Here is a 14541-nt window from a genome sequence, read left to right on the forward strand (position 1 = left end):
GCTTGAGGTTCAATAAAAACACCACACTTGCCCTGCCCACCGAACATCCCTAAATTACATATATGGGAAAACATAATCATCACGAGCATCACGGTGAGTCACTTGCCGATGCTGCACGCCAAAATCTCGAAGCATCCGGCGAGAAATGGACCGACACGCGCGCGGCTATTTTTGAAGCACTATCCGGTTTTTCCCGTCCTGCTTCGGCCTATGATATCGCCGAACTGGTATCTACCGCCCGCGGCAAGCGCGTGGCACCCAATAGCGTTTATCGGATATTGGACCTATTCGTTGCCAAAAACCTCGCCATGCGGGTCGAAAGCGCCAATGCCTATCTCGCGAACAGCCACCCCGGCTGCGAGCATGATTGCATTTTCCTCGTCTGTGACACGTGCGGAGAAGCAACCCATATTGATGATGACAGCTTGTCAACAAAAGTGCGCGACGTGGCCAAAGAACAAGGGTTTAGCTCGATACGCCCCGTCATTGAAGTACGCGGCGTCTGTCAGAAATGCAGCTGACATAGTTTTTGATCATAAAGCATCAGGCTATCAGTCCATAAGCCGTCAGCAAATATTCAGGGGCTTTCTGCTGAAGGTTCGACATTAGTGGCCGATATTGCTAAAGCTGGCTCGAAACAGGGAGTAACTATGCCAGGTCCACAAACACCGCTTTTGGATAGAGTATCGCTTCCAGCGGATTTGCGAAAACTCAAACCCGAGCAATTGCGCCAATTTGCTGACGAGTTGCGCGCGGAAGTTATCGACACTGTTTCCGTCACGGGCGGCCATCTGGGCGCCGGACTGGGCGTAGTCGAACTGACCACTGCCATTCATTATGTCTTTAACACTCCCGAAGATCGCCTGATCTGGGATGTCGGGCATCAATGCTATCCGCACAAGATTATCACTGGCCGCCGCGACCGTATTCGCACCCTGCGTCAAGGGGGCGGGCTATCCGGCTTCACCAAACGCAGCGAAAGCGAATATGATCCGTTCGGTGCCGCCCATAGCTCGACATCAATCAGCGCCGCTCTGGGTTTTGCTGTCGCCAACAAGATGAAGGGCGAACCGGGACGCGGAATTGCCGTCATCGGTGACGGCGCGATGAGCGCGGGCATGGCTTATGAAGCGATGAACAATGCCGCTGCCGCGGGCAACCGGCTGGTCGTCATTCTCAACGATAATGATATGTCGATCGCCCCCCCCGTGGGCGGCCTGTCCGCCTATCTGGCGCGCATCGTTTCCAGCCGCGAATTTCTCGGCATCCGCGAACTGGCCCGGCGCATTGCCCGCAAATTGCCCAAGGCGCTCCATGATGCAGCGCGCAAAACCGATGAATATGCGCGCGGCATGACCATGGGCGGTACGCTGTTTGAAGAACTGGGTTTCTATTATGTGGGGCCGATTGATGGCCATAATCTGGAACATCTGATTCCGGTGCTGGAAAATGTTCGCGATGCCGCCGAAGGGCCTTGCCTGATCCATGTCGTCACCGAAAAAGGCAAAGGCTATAAATTTGCCGAAGAAGCCGCAGACAAATATCACGGCGTCGCCAAATTTGACGTAATTTCCGGCAAACAGGATAAAGGCCCCGGTGGCGGACCGCCTGCCTATCAAAATGTTTTTGGCGAAACACTCGCCAAGCTGGCCGACACAGACCCCCGTATCTGCGCAATTACCGCCGCCATGCCATCGGGCACAGGTGTCGATAAATTCGCAAAAGCCCATCCTGACAAAGCTTTTGATGTCGGAATTGCAGAGCAACATGGCGTGACCTTTGCCGCCGGTTTGGCCGCGCAAGGCATGCGCCCGTTCTGCGCGATCTACTCCACCTTTTTGCAGCGCGCCTATGACCAGGTCGTGCATGATGTCGCGATCCAGAATCTTCCCGTACGCTTTGCGATTGATCGCGCCGGCCTTGTCGGCGCGGATGGCAGCACCCATGCGGGCAGCTTTGACATTACCTATCTGGCGACCCTGCCCAATATGGTCGTCATGGCCGCCGCCGATGAAGCAGAGCTGGCCCATATGACCTATACGGCCTCGCTATATGATGATGGTCCGATTGCGTTCCGCTATCCTCGCGGAAACGGCACGGGCGTTACCATACCCGAAAAACTCGAACAGCTTGAAATTGGCAAGGGCCGCATCGTCCGGCAAGGCACCAAGGTCGCGATCCTCTCGCTCGGCACCCGTTTGACCGAAGCGTTAAAAGCAGCAGAGCGTCTCGACGCCAAAGGCCTGAGCACCACTGTTGCCGATATGCGCTTTGCCAAACCGCTCGACGAGAAATTAATCCGGAAATTGCTCGCCACGCATGAAGTTGCCGTGACCGTTGAAGAAGCCTCTATCGGCGGACTCGGCGCCCATGTGCTCACGCTGGCATCGGATGCGGGCCTCACCGACGGGGGCCTCAAAATCCGGACGATGCGCTTGCCCGATATATTTCAGGATCAGGATAAGCCGGACGTGCAATATGCTAAGGCCGGTCTGGATGCCGACGGCATTGTCGACACGGTATTAAAAGCGCTGCGTCACAACAGCACCAGCGTAGAAGAAGGCGCGCGGGCCTAGTTCAGAACTTCAACTGAAACCGCACCGCGCCGCCAAAATCGTCATTAAGCGCTTCAAAATGCCCCGGCTCCTGCCGCCAGAACAGGTTGGTGTTTAAATATCCACCCCATAAAGGCGTCGCATAGGCCATCTCGCCCACCAGCTCCCGCCCTTTGGGGGCGAGGTTCAATGTTCGCTGGCCAAATTCGGTTTGCAGGCTGTCATAACTATAGCCAACCGGCAGATTCAGATGCAGCCCGCCCGTTGACACGCGCAGCGGCTGGGCAAAGCGGAACGCGATTTGATCGGACTGGCTGAATAATCCGGCCTTGCTGATATCGGCCGCAAAGCTCGACATTTGCAATGCCCCGCCGGTTACAAGGTTGGCCCTGTCTATGTGAGTCCAGCCTTGACGCCAACTGCCGCCGATCCGCCAACCTGATCCCATGACGTCGCCCAGATCATATTCTGCGCGGCCATCAACAAACCAGCTTTGCGCCCCGCGCGCGCCGATCACATTGATGAAGCGCGATCCCAATATAGAGTCATCTTCATTCAGCCAATTTGCCGCAAGGCTTAGCGACGCTGCGCCGATCCGGCGGTCCACTGCAAAGCCCAGACCAGCGAAGCGATAGCGTGTGCGGTCCGATCCTGTCAGAGCATCCAATCTATCGTCATCCGACCCCAGCCGCGCCGAGCCGCTTTCCGCGCTCGCCGTCAGTCCAAATCCTGCGATTTCATGGCGGACAGCCAGCGCACTTTTTACCTGTCCGGTGAATCCCCGTTCGCTCGCCGGTGATGGCGCGACCAGAAAGGCCGGGGCGCTGGCCCCCTGCATTTGCGCGACCAGCCCGCTAGCGCTTTTGCGGAATCCAAAGGCTATTTTCATGTCCGGCGACACTTGCGTCATGACGGAAGCAGCCAGCATCCGGGCCTTACGGGCGTTACTGTCCGACAAAGCCAAATTATCATTTTCCCACAAGCCGCCAGATGTACGGCCGATATGGACAGCAATCTGCATTGCCCCGCTCGACGCGGTCATATTGCGCTGATCCCCCCGCAGTGCATTGGTAAGCTTATATTCCGGCACGGCGACTTTCAGATCATGCGCGAGGTTCAGCGCAAAGGCGCGGTCAAAGCCGTCCAATATAATTGCCCCGACATCCTGCCCATGCAAGGCGGCGTCACCCATGGCAGCCGACGTCTGCCCGCCAGAGGCCGACAGATCGACCGCTTGCCGACTTCCCGCTAGCGCGGTTTGCCCTTGCGGCTGAAAAGAGGCTGCGATGTCGAGAACGCCGCGGCCATAGATCGCATCGGTCCCTGCATCACCGGCATCGCGCGCACTGGTGAACAACAGATCAACAATTTGTGCGCCACTTAAATTGGGAAAAGCCTGCGCAAGCAAGGCTACTGCGCCCGATATTTGCGGCGCGGAAAAAGATGTGCCGCTCCACAGAAACTCGGTGCCCTGATTGTCACCCGCACGCACCCGTTCGCCAAGTGCGGCGAGAAAATTGGCGGATTGGGTTCCAGCACGATTGCTGAAGGACGAGATATTTTCGCTCGCCCCGACAGAGCCCGCAATAATGACATGGCCATTGCCACTCGCCGCAATACCCGCCGCAAAGCCATCGGGGGAAGCAGCGCCGTCATTGCCTGCTGATACGACTACCACCACGCCAGCGGCCGCTGCGTTGGCCACGGCATTGCGCACCGCGTTGGATATATCCGGCCCACCGAGCGAGATATTGACCACCCGTGCCCCGCTCACGCGCGCCTGATTAATCGCCGCTGCAATCGCCCCGCTATTGTGGGTACAGCCATCATCATCCGGATCATTGGGATCATCCATCGCGCAGCTTCCGGGGCTGTCGGTGCGCAATACCAATATGTCGGTGGCAAAGGCCATGCCGTGGGTTGCGCTGTCATTTTTGCTGCCCGCCGCGACAGATGTCACGGCAGAGCCATGCCCGCCCTCGTCGCCTATACCGCGATTACCGGCAAAATCGCCGCTGTCTACATGGATGCGTCCGGCAAATTCAGCGCTGCTCGCGTTTAACCCGCTATCGACGACGCCTAGTATCACGCCAGCACCCGTCGCTCCGGCATTATAAGCGGAAAGCGCGCCATGTTGAAACGGCCCATCGGACCGGCGAAACTCGGCCGTATCATAATTAATCGGCGTGGGAGTCGGCGTCGGTGTGGGGGTAGGCGTTGGCGCAGGGGTCGGAGCCGGCGTGGGAGCTGGAACAGGCGTCGGTGTCGGTGACGGACCGGAACCGCCGCCGCCTCCACATGCCGAAAGCAGCGCCAGCGGCATGATCGCTGCCCCATAAAATAAACTGCGCGCCAATTGCTTCATGTTACTGCATTCCCCCGAATGAACGATAATCTATAGGCACGTAGCCGTTACCTACAGCTTAACAGCGATCAACGCTTGCCGGAACGCGGCGGAGTGATTAGGCGTCTCGGTCATGCCACCGGAATTTTCCCATATCGATCATTGGATATTTGATCTGGATAACGTGCTTTATCCGGCGGAATGTGATCTTTTTTCGCTCATCGACATTAAAATGGGCGAATATATTGCGCGGGCGCTAAACTGCGACGCGGTGGAAGCGCGCCGGATTCAGAAAGATTATTTCCACGATCACGGGACCACTTTGGCGGGATTAATCCATCATCACGGCACCGATCCGCAGGATTTCCTCGACTATGTCCATGATATAGACATGAGCCGCCTGTCCCATGCCCCCGCCTTATACAGCGCGATTGCCGCCTTGCCCGGTGAAAAAATGGTCTTCACCAATGGCGACCGCCCCTATGCCGAGCGGGTATTGGAAAATCGCGGGCTTGGCGGGCTATTTGATACCATTCACGATGTGCTCGCCACCGACCTGATCCCGAAACCCGAAAAAGCGGCCTATCACAGCCTGATCAGCGCAACCGGCATTAATCCCGAACGCTCTTTATTTGTCGAAGACATGGCGCGCAATTTGCGTCCGGCGAAAGATTTGGGCATGACGACTATCTGGGTCAACACAGGTTCGGAATGGGGCGCACGCGATCATGCTCCGGACTTTATCGACCATGAAATTACCGATTTGGAAAGCTGGATCACCAGCCTGCATTAGAATAAGGAAAACGCACTGCTATGACGACCCAATTGATGAAAGCCATTGAAAGCGCCTGGGACAAACGCGAATCATTGAACATTAATAGCCAAGGCGCGGAACGCGATGCGGTAAACGCTGCGCTTGCCAGCCTTGACGACGGCACTGCCCGTGTCGCCGAAAAGCAAGACGGCAAATGGGTCGTCAATCAATGGCTCAAAAAAGCTGTGCTCTTGTCTTTCCGGCTCAATGACAATCAGCTGATCGAAGGCCCCGGCGGCGCAAACCATTGGGATAAAGTGCCCAGCAAATTTGCCAACTGGGACGAAACCCGTTTCCGCGAAGCAGGCTTCCGTGCCGTTCCCGGTGCAGTTGTCCGCCATGGTTCGCATATCGGCCGCAACGCCGTGTTGATGCCCAGCTTTGTCAATATCGGAGCCTTTGTCGACGAAGGCACGATGATTGATACGTGGGCAACGGTTGGTAGCTGCGCGCAAATTGGCAAAAACGTCCATATTTCCGGCGGCGTTGGTATTGGCGGCGTGCTGGAACCCCTGCAGGCCGGACCCGTCATTATCGAAGACGGCGCCTTCATCGGCGCGCGTAGCGAAGTGGCTGAAGGCGTGCGCGTCGGCGAAGGCGCGGTTCTGTCCATGGGTGTTTATCTGGGTGCCTCGACCAAGATTATCGACCGTGTCACCGGTAAAATCTATATCGGTGAAGTTCCGCCTTATGCCGTGGTTGTTCCCGGCTCGACCCCGCCAAAACCCAATATTGACGGCGTGCCCGGACCATCGCTTTATTGCGCTGTTATCGTGAAAACCGTGGATGCCCAAACGCGCTCCAAAACCGGCATTAACGAGCTGCTACGCGACTGATTATTCGGGAGGGAGGGGGCAAAGGCTCTCTCCCATCCTCAGATTTACTTGGGCCGCTTGAAGCCTAGTCGAACAACTGGCCGTCAACTTCCTTACCAGCGGGCGGCTTCATTCCGAGATGCTGCCATCCGCGATCATTCAGCGCGCGGCCTCTCGCGGTTCGTGCAATCAGCCCGAGCTGGATGAGATAGGGTTCAATAACCTCCTCGACCGTATCACGCGGTTCGGACAGACCGGCAGCAAGCGTTTCCACGCCCACCGGACCGCCTTTATAAATATCCGCAATCATATGGAGATAACGCCGGTCCATGGCATCAAGACCGATGCTGTCCACCTCCAGACGGGTGAGCGATTCATCAGCGGTTTTCTTATCAACAATGGTCGTTCCGGCAACATTGGCGAAATCACGAACCCGGCGAAGCAGACGCCCCGCGATCCGCGGCGTCCCGCGCGCACGACGAGCGACTTCGGTCGCGCCATCGGGGGCGATGTCGAGACCCAGCAAGCGGGCGGCGCGGTGGACGACTTTTTCCAGTTCCTCGGTCGAATAGAAATTGAGCCGCACCGGTATGCCGAAACGGTCGCGCAGCGGCGTGGTGAGCAGGCCCTGCCGCGTGGTCGCGCCGATGAGGGTAAAGGCAGGCAGATCAATCCGCACACTACGCGCCGAAGGGCCTTCGCCGATAATCAGGTCGAGCGCGCGGTCTTCCATCGCGGGATATAATATTTCCTCGACCACCGGATTGAGCCGGTGAATCTCGTCGATGAAGAGCACATCGCCCTCTTCAAGATTGGTCAGCAGCGCCGCCAGATCACCGGACTTGGCAATGACTGGGCCGGATGTCGCACGAAAACCAACGCCCAGTTCCCGTGCGATGATTTGCGCCAATGTGGTCTTGCCCAGTCCCGGCGGACCAAAGAACAACACATGATCAAGCGCCTCGCTACGGCCCTTCGCCGCCTCGATAAACACCCGCAAGTTCCCGCGCGCCGCTTCCTGCCCGATAAATTCATCGAGCGATTTGGGACGCAGCGCCGCATCGATGTCTTCGACTTTGCGTTCCGCCGATATCATCCGGTCGCCATCTGTTCCATCACTCGTCATGCTGAACCCGTTTCAGCATCTCGCGGGGAATGGCAAGGGTTGATGGCCGGAGGAGACCCTGAAACAAGTTCAGGGTGACGAGTGAATTTCACACCCGTCATCACCGTGCCGCCTTCTTCAACGCCAGCCGGACCAGCGCATCCAATGTCACGCCGTCACCAGCCTCGGCATCTGCCGCCGCAACTGCTGCGCTGGCTTCCGCCGGTTTAAAACCTAAATTCTGGAGCGCGCTTACCGCATCCGCGCTGTTGTTGGACGGTGCGTGGACAACCCCGCTAGCGCCGACAACCGGATCGGTCGCGATGCCGCCGACCTTGTCTTTCAGTTCGTTGACGATCCGCAGTGCCAGTTTCGGCCCAACGCCATTGGCGCGCGCGACCATGGCTTTGTCGCCCGTCGCAATCGCGCGCGAAATTTCGCCCGGTTCCAGTGCGGAGAGGATCGCCAAAGCCACTTTGCCGCCCACGCCCTGCACCGAAATCAATAGCCGGAACCAATCGCGTTCCGACCCGCTGGCAAAGCCCATCAGCCGCATGTCGGTCTCGCTGACCTGCATTTGCGTATAGATAGTCGCGCCGTCGCCCACGCCGCCAATGGCGTTGATGGTGCGGGTGGAGGCGAACACCAGATAGCCGACGCCCTGCACGTCCAGCACGATATTATCCGTGCCGATTTCGTCGATTATGCCGGTGAGTTTTGCAATCATGGGGTTAATTATGCCTTTTCGTCATGCTGAACTTGATTCAGCATCCGGGGCGTAAATATGCAAGCGTTTCGTGGTGTCGCTGTGGATCCTGAACCGAGTTCAGTATGACGAAGATTGAGAAATCACCGCCCGCGATGTGCCCCGCGCAGATGCGCATGGGTAATCGCCACGGCCAAAGCATCGGCGGCATCAGCGCCCGCCAGCTTCACGCCCGGCAGCAAAATCTTGATCATCGCCTGCACCTGATCCTTGTCCGCCTTGCCCACGCCGACAACCGATTTTTTGACCGCCCGCGCCGCATATTCACCCACTTCAAGACCAGATCGGGACGCCCCCAGCAGCACGACCCCGCGCGCCTGCCCGAGCTTTAATGTGCTTTGCGGATTGGAATTGACGAACACTTCCTCGACCGCCGCAGCATCGGGCCGATATTCCAGCATGATGTCGGTCAGCTCAAGGTCGAGCTTCAGCAAGCGGCTCGCCAGCTGCATTTTCGGATCGGTCTTTATCTGGCCATTGGCGATGTGCGACAGCCGGTTACCTTCGGAGCTTATTACGCCCCAGCCGGTCGTGCCCAAACCGGGGTCGAGACCCAAAATTATCATGACCAGCCCCTAGTACCAGCCATCAAATCTACTGCCTTCTTCTTCCATCAGCGATTGCAGATCGACAGGCGCGCGTTTGGCAATCAGGTCGAACCAGTCAGGCGTCAAAACGGCACCGGCTTTACATAGCCAGCCTTTCTCTTCACCGTCCGGGGCAACGACTGTAACGCCATTCCAAGGACCGCTGGGTCCGTCATGATATTGCCCCGGCGCGCCTTCCAGAATCAGGAAATTTTTTCCGTCAGGTGCGGTGAACCGGACATGTTTCTGGTGTCCGCCCCCGCCGCCGGTGACATGGCCCAAATGGATATTGGACCAATTGGCATCAGAGCTGATAATCATATCGTGCGCGTCGGGGTCGTCCGTATCCGGTAATCCTGTCCGATGGCTGATATTTTTATCGCCCAGACACATGCTCACCGTTTCGAACGGAAGATGGGGGCAGTAATAAAGCGTCTCTTCATCCGGCGCACAAAGAGATGCCGCCGCCATTTCGCGCGGCGGTTCAGCTTCCCTCTCAGCGACAGGTGCGTTTAGAGAGCAAGCAGACAGCATGACAAATGAACCGACTGCAATTGCTGCTTCAGCCCATCGCACGTGGTTTATGCCCCGCTCAATTTTTCCATAATCTCGTCGGATACGCTGTAATTGCCGTGGACGGTCTGGACGTCATCATCATCCTCCAGCGCGTCGATCAGGTTCAGCAAGACTTCTGCCTGCGCTTCATCGACTTCCACTTCAACCGACGGCTTCCATGCCAGCTTTACACTTGATGCTTCACCGAGCGATTTTTCGAGAGCACCAGCCACTTCGTGCAAATCTTCCATGGCGGTCCAGATTTCATGGCCGTCCTCATCGGAAGAAATATCCTCTGCCCCAGCGTCCATCGCCGCTTCGAGAACTTTTTCCTCGTCACCGGCACTGGCGGGATAGGTGATATAGCCGACCCGTGCAAAGCCATGGGATACCGAACCGGTCTCCCCCATATTGCCGCCATTGCGCGAGAATATCGTGCGGACATTGGTCACGGTACGATTGGTATTGTCGGTCAGCGTCTCAACGATCAAGGAGACACCGCCGGGGCCAAAGCCTTCGTAGCGCACTTCGTTATAATCATCGCCTTCATTGGCCGACGCCTTGTCGATCGCGCGTTGAATGCCGTCTTTCGGCATGGAAACCGCTTTGGCGTTGTTCACCGCCAGCCGCAAACGCGGGTTCATGTCGGGATCAGGCATGCCTGATTTCGCCGCCACGGTGATTTCGCGGCTGAGTTTCGAAAATTGCGCCGAACGCTTTTTATCCTGCGCGCCCTTACGGTGCTTGATATTATTAAATTTACTATGGCCTGCCATATTCCCTCAAACTTCCAATCTAATCATTCTACGATGACTGCGGTTCCGGATGCGGATACCATCAACATGGATCCTTTGTCTCCGACAACTTCATAGTCAAGATCAACCCCAACCACGGCATTGGCCCCGACCTTCGCGGCCTCGGCTTCCATTTCCTGCAAAGCCTCGTCCCGCGCGCGTTTCAAGACATTCTCATATTTGCCGGAGCGTCCACCCACAATATCCGTAATGCTGGCAAACAGGTCACGGAAAAGATTGGCACCGACAATCACCTCGCCAATAACGATGCCGCGATAATCGCGTATCGCGCGTCCTTCGATACTGGGGGTTGTGGTAACAATCATTTTCTCAGCTCCCGCCGCTAGTCGGCTATTATTAGCCTATTGATCAAGCCAAACCAAGCGCCGACTTATAGGTGTCGAGTATCGCTTCCATTTCCTGACGGTCATGGGCTTCCATTTTGCGAAGACGGACAATCTGGCGCATGATTTTGGCGTCATAGCCTTGTGATTTCGCTTCGGAATAAACATCGCGAATATCGTCCGCCATGCCTTTTTTCTCTTCTTCCAGCCGCTCGATACGCTCAATAAAAAGACGCAGCTGGTCTGCGGCGACATTGCCTTCGCTCATATTCAAATTCCCCAGAAATGGTGTGTTTAAAATATCGTGTATAGATTCGTGTTGTGGCTTTAATCGGCCCCGGCATTAATTGCTAGGCGCGTTTTTGGCTACGCTTTCCTTCATCCGCTTCAGCCGTTCCGGAGTGGCTTCGGTCTGGTATTTTTTCTTCCATTCCCCAGGTGCCATGCCATGTATCGCCTGCCGTGCTTCCTCTTTGGTCATGTCATCGCCTGTTTTGTTGGCCGCTTCATTGGTCGCCTCCATCACCCAATCGGCCAAACAATTGCGGCAAAAACCGGCTAGCCCCATCAGATCGATATTTTCCGCGTCATGACGGTGCTGCAAATGCTTGACCAGCCGCCGGAAAGCGGCCGCCGCAGCGGCGTCGGTAATTTCTTCACTCATAAAAATGCTTCCGTTGCTTTTTGTTTTTATCCTGTCATGATTTGGCGCTATCAGCGCCGATAATTTTAGCACCAATACAGGAATTTTCGATGGCATCGCATATGTTCTCCCGCGACCGCAAAGTAAAGGTTCTCGCGACGCTCGGCCCTGCTAGCGGCAGCCCCGAGATGATCGAAAAAATGTATAAAGCAGGCGTCGATGCGTTTCGCATGAATATGAGCCACGGCGAGCATAAGGCCCATGCCGCGAATGTGACCTCCATCCGCTCGCTGGAAAGAAAAGTCGGCCGCCCGATAACCATCCTTGCCGATTTGCAGGGGCCGAAATTGCGCATCGGTGTTTTTGCAAATCCGCCGGTCATGTTGAAAACCGGTGCTAAATTTACGCTTGATCTGGAAAAGGCCAAAGGCGATGCCCAGCGCGTCAATCTTCCCCACCGTGAAATTATCGAAACGCTGCAACCCGGCCACACATTATTGCTCGATGACGGTAAAATCCGGCTGGAAGTAACCAAGTCCGATGGAAAAAGCGTCGAGACCAAGGTGATTGTCGGCGGGCCGATATCGGACCGCAAAGGCGTGAATGTACCCGAAGTCGTGCTGCCCGTCAGTTCCCTTACCGACAAAGACCGTAAGGACTTAACCTTCGCACTCGAACAGGACGTCGACTGGATCGCACTGAGCTTCGTCCAGCGCCCCGAAGATGTCGCGGAGGCAAGGCGACTGATTGGCGGCAAGGCAGCCTTGCTGGCAAAGATTGAAAAACCGGCCGCGATCGACCGGCTAGAGGAAATATTGGAATTGTCCGACGCGGTCATGGTCGCGCGCGGCGATCTGGGCGTCGAATTGCTGCCCGAACAAGTGCCGCCCTTGCAGAAACGCATTGTAGCAGCGGCCCGTAAACTCGGCCGACCGGTTGTCGTGGCAACCCAGATGCTGGAATCTATGATTACATCGCCCACTCCCACCCGCGCCGAAGTATCGGACGTGGCGACTGCTATTTATGACGGTGCTGACGCCATCATGCTATCGGCAGAATCCGCCGTGGGCGACTGGCCGATTGAAGCCGCGACCATGATGGACCGCATTGCCAAGCAGGTCGAAAGCGACCCGTCCTATGCAGAGCGTGTGCATTTCACCGAAACTGTGCCGGATGAAACAACCGCCGATGCTCTGGCCGCAGCCAGCTATAATATTGCCCGGACAGTCAAGACGTCAGCCATTGTCTGTTTCACCAAATCCGGCTCAACAGCGCGCCGCATGGCCCGCGAACGTCCGTCGGTGCCCTTGCTGGTACTGACTCCGGACCGCCACACTGCGCGGCGCGTCGGGCTGTTATGGGGTGCCCATGCCGTCGTCACCCGTGATGTCAGCAACTTTGAAGAGATGATCGCCAAAGCCAAACGCATGGCGCTGCGCCACAAATTGGGCGAAGCAGGATCGCGATTGATCATCTGTGCGGGCGTGCCTTTTGGGACGCCGGGATCAACCAACCTGCTGCATGTCGTGCGGCTTGCCGGGGATGAATTGAAACGCAGCTGAACGGCCAGTTTGTCATAGATTTGGCGTCCGTTTTAGCCGTTGCAATATCTCATGATTATTTGAAAGCCGCGCCTTATGGAAAATCTTGTTGTCATCTTATTGCTAGCAATCGGGCTGGCGATGGACGCGTTTGCTGTCGCAGTCGCGCAAGGTGCTGCGGGACATAAATCGACGTTCAATGCGTTCCGGACGGGTGCAGCGTTCGGCGGGGCCCAGCTACTAATGCCTTTTTTCGGTTGGGTGCTGGGAAACTCATTCGCTACCCAAATCGCTTCGTTTGGTCATTGGATCGCGCTCATCCTGCTCTGCGGGCTTGGGCTTAAAATGTTTTGGGAAGCACGCGGAGGGGCCGAGGATGGCCCCGCCATAAATCTTTCGGGATGGGCGCTGACAACGGCTGCAGTGGCGACGAGCATTGATGCTTTGGCGGCCGGTATCACTTTCCCTACGCTCAACCTGCCGGTTTTATGGACCTGCATCATCATCGGGGCGGTAACGGCAATATTGTCCGTCGCAGGCGTGTTCATCGGCGGCATCGCAAGTTCCCGCGTCGGGAAATTTGCCGAAATTGCTGGCGGTTTCATTCTTATCGCGTTGGGGATAAAAATTTTCGTCGAACATCAGTTTTTCGGCATGTGATCCAACATAACCTGCCCGCCCGCAAAGCGCATGGCATCCGGCCGGTCCTTGGCCAACAAAAGCGGTCCATCGAGATCAACCCATGTCGCACGCTGGGCCAGCGCGAAGGCGGGGCGGATCGCGAGCGAGGTCGAGAGCATACAGCCAACCATTAATTTCAGGCCCGCCTTGTCAGCGGCATCGGCAATCAGAATCGCCTCGGTCAAGCCGCCGGCCTTGTCGAGTTTGATATTCACAGCCTGATAATAAGGCGCGAGGCGCGGAACATCGGCAGCGGTGTGGCAGCTTTCGTCGGCGCAAAATGGAATCGGCGAGCGGACATGGGCAAGCAGATCATCCCGACCGGCGCTCACCGGCTGTTCGATCAGCTCGACACCCCACTGTGCCAACAGGGTCGCTTCTTCGGCGATATCAAGGTCATTCCAACTCTCGTTCGCATCGACGATCAGCCGCGCATCGGGCGCGCCGCGATGGACAGCGGCGACCCGCTCATGATCATTGCTGCCGGATAATTTCAATTTCAGCATGCTATGGATGCCCGAAGCGGCGCGGGCATCAGCCTCCATCTTCGCCGGATCACCGAGGGAAATCGTAAAAGCGGAGGTCAGCGGGCGCGGCTCCGGCAAGGCGGCTTGCCGCCATAGCGGCTGGCCCTGTTGTTGACATTCGAGGTCCCAAAGGGCGCAGTCCAATGCGTTGCGGGCTGCCCCTCTCTGCATCTCGTCGAGCAATATTTGCCGGTCGAAATGATCATGGGTGCGGGCGAATGTCTCTATGTCCGCAATGCAGCTTTCCGCCGTTTCGCCTTCATAATAAATAGGCGTCGCTTCTCCGGTTCCGCTGTGCGTGCCATCGCCCACATGGCATATGATAACATCTACGTGCATCTTCGCACCGCGGCTGATGATAAAAGCCCCTTTGACGGGCCATCGCTCCATAGAAGCGGATACAGATAATGTCATGGCGCGATGGTAGCGGAAGAAAATCCACTGTCATCTGCTTTATGAGCGAACCGGAA

Annotated in this window: 16 protein-coding genes; 6 read left to right on the forward strand and 10 right to left on the reverse strand. The window is 56.7% G+C overall.

The window, feature by feature from the left end; translation table 11 throughout:
* The first annotated feature begins 62 nt into the window (after nucleotides 1-62).
* Both V7676_RS05190 and dxs read left to right on the forward strand, forming a co-directional pair.
* The gene (locus V7676_RS05190) at nucleotides 63-521 is read left to right on the forward strand and encodes a Fur family transcriptional regulator (RefSeq protein WP_335658576.1); all 459 of its coding nucleotides are present in this window, start codon (nucleotides 63-65) and stop codon (nucleotides 519-521) included.
* 129 nt (nucleotides 522-650) lie between these two features.
* Nucleotides 651-2576: a 1-deoxy-D-xylulose-5-phosphate synthase gene (gene dxs / locus V7676_RS05195; RefSeq protein ID WP_335658577.1), complete on the forward strand. Its 1926-nt coding sequence runs from the start codon at nucleotides 651-653 to the stop codon at nucleotides 2574-2576.
* A gap of 1 nt (nucleotide 2577) precedes the next feature.
* Here dxs and V7676_RS05200 read toward each other — a convergent pair whose 3' ends face one another.
* Nucleotides 2578-4920: a S8 family peptidase gene (locus V7676_RS05200; protein ID WP_335658578.1), complete on the reverse strand. Its 2343-nt coding sequence runs from the start codon at nucleotides 4918-4920 to the stop codon at nucleotides 2578-2580.
* 112 nt (nucleotides 4921-5032) lie between these two features.
* On the opposite strand from V7676_RS05200, the gene V7676_RS05205 reads away from it, so the two are divergent.
* Nucleotides 5033-5692 carry a pyrimidine 5'-nucleotidase gene (locus tag V7676_RS05205; RefSeq protein WP_335658579.1) on the forward strand — a complete coding sequence of 220 codons (660 nt, stop codon included), beginning with the start codon at nucleotides 5033-5035 and terminating at the stop codon, nucleotides 5690-5692.
* Nucleotides 5693-5712: 20 nt separating this feature from the next.
* Nucleotides 5713-6549: a 2,3,4,5-tetrahydropyridine-2,6-dicarboxylate N-succinyltransferase gene (dapD, locus tag V7676_RS05210; RefSeq protein WP_335658580.1), complete on the forward strand. Its 837-nt coding sequence runs from the start codon at nucleotides 5713-5715 to the stop codon at nucleotides 6547-6549.
* A gap of 64 nt (nucleotides 6550-6613) precedes the next feature.
* Here dapD and ruvB read toward each other — a convergent pair whose 3' ends face one another.
* The 8 genes from ruvB to V7676_RS05250 all read right to left on the reverse strand — a co-directional run bounded on the left by ruvB (nucleotide 6614) and on the right by V7676_RS05250 (nucleotide 11343).
* Nucleotides 6614-7654 (reverse strand): Holliday junction branch migration DNA helicase RuvB, encoded by a 1041-nt coding sequence (gene ruvB, locus V7676_RS05215; RefSeq protein ID WP_335658581.1) that lies wholly within the window; start codon nucleotides 7652-7654, stop codon nucleotides 6614-6616.
* Between the two features lie 100 nt (nucleotides 7655-7754).
* A complete protein-coding gene (gene ruvA, locus V7676_RS05220) occupies nucleotides 7755-8360 on the reverse strand; it encodes a Holliday junction branch migration protein RuvA (RefSeq protein WP_335658582.1) in 606 nt (201 codons plus the stop codon).
* Nucleotides 8361-8482: 122 nt separating this feature from the next.
* A complete protein-coding gene (ruvC, locus tag V7676_RS05225) occupies nucleotides 8483-8965 on the reverse strand; it encodes a crossover junction endodeoxyribonuclease RuvC (protein ID WP_335658583.1) in 483 nt (160 codons plus the stop codon).
* A 9-nt stretch (nucleotides 8966-8974) separates the two neighbouring features.
* Nucleotides 8975-9562 carry a hypothetical protein gene (locus V7676_RS05230; RefSeq protein WP_335658584.1) on the reverse strand — a complete coding sequence of 196 codons (588 nt, stop codon included), beginning with the start codon at nucleotides 9560-9562 and terminating at the stop codon, nucleotides 8975-8977.
* Between the two features lie 5 nt (nucleotides 9563-9567).
* Nucleotides 9568-10317: a YebC/PmpR family DNA-binding transcriptional regulator gene (locus V7676_RS05235; protein ID WP_335658585.1), complete on the reverse strand. Its 750-nt coding sequence runs from the start codon at nucleotides 10315-10317 to the stop codon at nucleotides 9568-9570.
* Between the two features lie 23 nt (nucleotides 10318-10340).
* Complete coding sequence (locus tag V7676_RS05240; RefSeq protein WP_335658586.1) at nucleotides 10341-10661, reverse strand: heavy metal-binding domain-containing protein; 321 nt, start codon at nucleotides 10659-10661, stop codon at nucleotides 10341-10343.
* 43 nt (nucleotides 10662-10704) lie between these two features.
* Nucleotides 10705-10947, reverse strand: coding sequence for a DUF2312 domain-containing protein (locus tag V7676_RS05245; protein WP_335658587.1), 243 nt, complete (start codon nucleotides 10945-10947; stop codon nucleotides 10705-10707).
* 75 nt (nucleotides 10948-11022) lie between these two features.
* The gene (locus V7676_RS05250; RefSeq protein WP_335658588.1) at nucleotides 11023-11343 is read right to left on the reverse strand and encodes a DUF1244 domain-containing protein; all 321 of its coding nucleotides are present in this window, start codon (nucleotides 11341-11343) and stop codon (nucleotides 11023-11025) included.
* Nucleotides 11344-11432: 89 nt separating this feature from the next.
* Between V7676_RS05250 and pyk the strand changes: the two genes are divergently transcribed.
* Both pyk and V7676_RS05260 read left to right on the forward strand, forming a co-directional pair.
* Nucleotides 11433-12884, forward strand: coding sequence for a pyruvate kinase (gene pyk / locus V7676_RS05255; RefSeq protein ID WP_335658589.1), 1452 nt, complete (start codon nucleotides 11433-11435; stop codon nucleotides 12882-12884).
* A 75-nt stretch (nucleotides 12885-12959) separates the two neighbouring features.
* Nucleotides 12960-13523 (forward strand): manganese efflux pump MntP, encoded by a 564-nt coding sequence (locus V7676_RS05260; RefSeq protein ID WP_335658590.1) that lies wholly within the window; start codon nucleotides 12960-12962, stop codon nucleotides 13521-13523.
* Here the strand turns inward: V7676_RS05260 and dgcA are convergent.
* Entirely contained in the window at nucleotides 13505-14485 is a 981-nt protein-coding gene (gene dgcA / locus V7676_RS05265) for an N-acetyl-D-Glu racemase DgcA (RefSeq protein ID WP_335658591.1), read from the reverse strand. The genes V7676_RS05260 and dgcA overlap by 19 nt on opposite strands.
* Nucleotides 14486-14541: the final 56 nt, after the last annotated feature.

It is taken from the genome of Parasphingorhabdus sp. (assembly GCF_036963805.1).
Taxonomy (GTDB): Bacteria; Pseudomonadota; Alphaproteobacteria; order Sphingomonadales; family Sphingomonadaceae; genus Parasphingorhabdus.

Bases quoted from the DNA above. Each gene is read 5' to 3' on its own strand.
- V7676_RS05190 (WP_335658576.1), top strand. From the start codon at position 63: ATGGGAAAACATAATCATCACGAGCATCACGGTGAGTCACTTGCCGAT.
- dxs (WP_335658577.1), top strand. From the start codon at position 651: ATGCCAGGTCCACAAACACCGCTTTTGGATAGAGTATCGCTTCCAGCG.
- V7676_RS05200 (WP_335658578.1), bottom strand. From the start codon at position 4,920: ATGAAGCAATTGGCGCGCAGTTTATTTTATGGGGCAGCGATCATGCCG.
- V7676_RS05205 (WP_335658579.1), top strand. From the start codon at position 5,033: ATGCCACCGGAATTTTCCCATATCGATCATTGGATATTTGATCTGGAT.
- dapD (WP_335658580.1), top strand. From the start codon at position 5,713: ATGACGACCCAATTGATGAAAGCCATTGAAAGCGCCTGGGACAAACGC.
- ruvB (WP_335658581.1), bottom strand. From the start codon at position 7,654: ATGACGAGTGATGGAACAGATGGCGACCGGATGATATCGGCGGAACGC.
- ruvA (WP_335658582.1), bottom strand. From the start codon at position 8,360: ATGATTGCAAAACTCACCGGCATAATCGACGAAATCGGCACGGATAAT.
- ruvC (WP_335658583.1), bottom strand. From the start codon at position 8,965: ATGATAATTTTGGGTCTCGACCCCGGTTTGGGCACGACCGGCTGGGGC.
- V7676_RS05235 (WP_335658585.1), bottom strand. From the start codon at position 10,317: ATGGCAGGCCATAGTAAATTTAATAATATCAAGCACCGTAAGGGCGCG.
- V7676_RS05240 (WP_335658586.1), bottom strand. From the start codon at position 10,661: ATGATTGTTACCACAACCCCCAGTATCGAAGGACGCGCGATACGCGAT.
- V7676_RS05245 (WP_335658587.1), bottom strand. From the start codon at position 10,947: ATGAGCGAAGGCAATGTCGCCGCAGACCAGCTGCGTCTTTTTATTGAG.
- V7676_RS05250 (WP_335658588.1), bottom strand. From the start codon at position 11,343: ATGAGTGAAGAAATTACCGACGCCGCTGCGGCGGCCGCTTTCCGGCGG.
- pyk (WP_335658589.1), top strand. From the start codon at position 11,433: ATGGCATCGCATATGTTCTCCCGCGACCGCAAAGTAAAGGTTCTCGCG.
- V7676_RS05260 (WP_335658590.1), top strand. From the start codon at position 12,960: ATGGAAAATCTTGTTGTCATCTTATTGCTAGCAATCGGGCTGGCGATG.
- dgcA (WP_335658591.1), bottom strand. From the start codon at position 14,485: ATGACATTATCTGTATCCGCTTCTATGGAGCGATGGCCCGTCAAAGGG.